Source organism: Vibrio sp. 1580 (assembly GCF_033340055.1).
Genome location: NZ_JAWOVT010000331.1, coordinates 1 through 671 on the forward strand (window position 1 = coordinate 1; position 671 = coordinate 671).

Below are 671 nucleotides of genomic sequence, written 5' to 3' on the forward strand. Positions count from 1 at the left end.
CTCAAGGTGAGTGTGACTTGGTGGGCTTTGGTGTTTCTGCGATTTCAATGATTGGTGATGCGTACGCGCAAAACCAAAAAGAGCTCAAGAAGTACTACGCTCAAGTAAATGACCTTCGCCACGCATTGTGGAAAGGTGTCTCACTCGATTCGGATGACTTGCTCCGTCGAGAAGTCATTAAGCAGCTGATTTGTAACTTTAAGCTTGATAAAAAAGCGATCGAATCTGAATTCAGAGTGAAATTTGATCAGTACTTCAAAGAAGACCTGCAATTGCTGCAAACGTTCATCAATGATGAGTTGGTGGAAGTGGATGACAATGAAATTCGAGTAACACTGCGTGGTCGCCTGCTTATTCGTAACATCTGTATGAGCTTCGATAAATATCTGCGAGCAAAAGCGCGTCAGCAGCAATTCTCTCGCGTGATTTGATCATCGCTTGCCGATTCCAAATACAAAAAATGCCAGCAAATGCTGGCATTTTTTATAATTTTGCGCTGATTAAACGCGATCTTTAACTTTTTCTTTCAGTTCTGCTTTTTCTGCATCAGAAATGAAAGCAAGCTCAAGGCCATTGATTTGCGCTTGGCGAATCTGCTCTTGGCTCAGGCCGGCTGCTGGCGCCGCCACTTCGTATTCGTAAGGTAGCTCAATACCTTCTACCGCAGGATC

General features: G+C 44.1%; 2 pseudogenes. One reads left to right on the forward strand and one right to left on the reverse strand.

Annotated elements, in window-relative coordinates:
- A pseudogene (locus tag R7093_RS25830) lies at positions 1-431 on the forward strand (oxygen-independent coproporphyrinogen III oxidase); the annotation flags it as partial.
- 69 nt (positions 432-500) lie between these two features.
- Here R7093_RS25830 and R7093_RS25835 read toward each other — a convergent pair.
- A pseudogene (locus tag R7093_RS25835) lies at positions 501-671 on the reverse strand (adenosine deaminase); the annotation flags it as partial.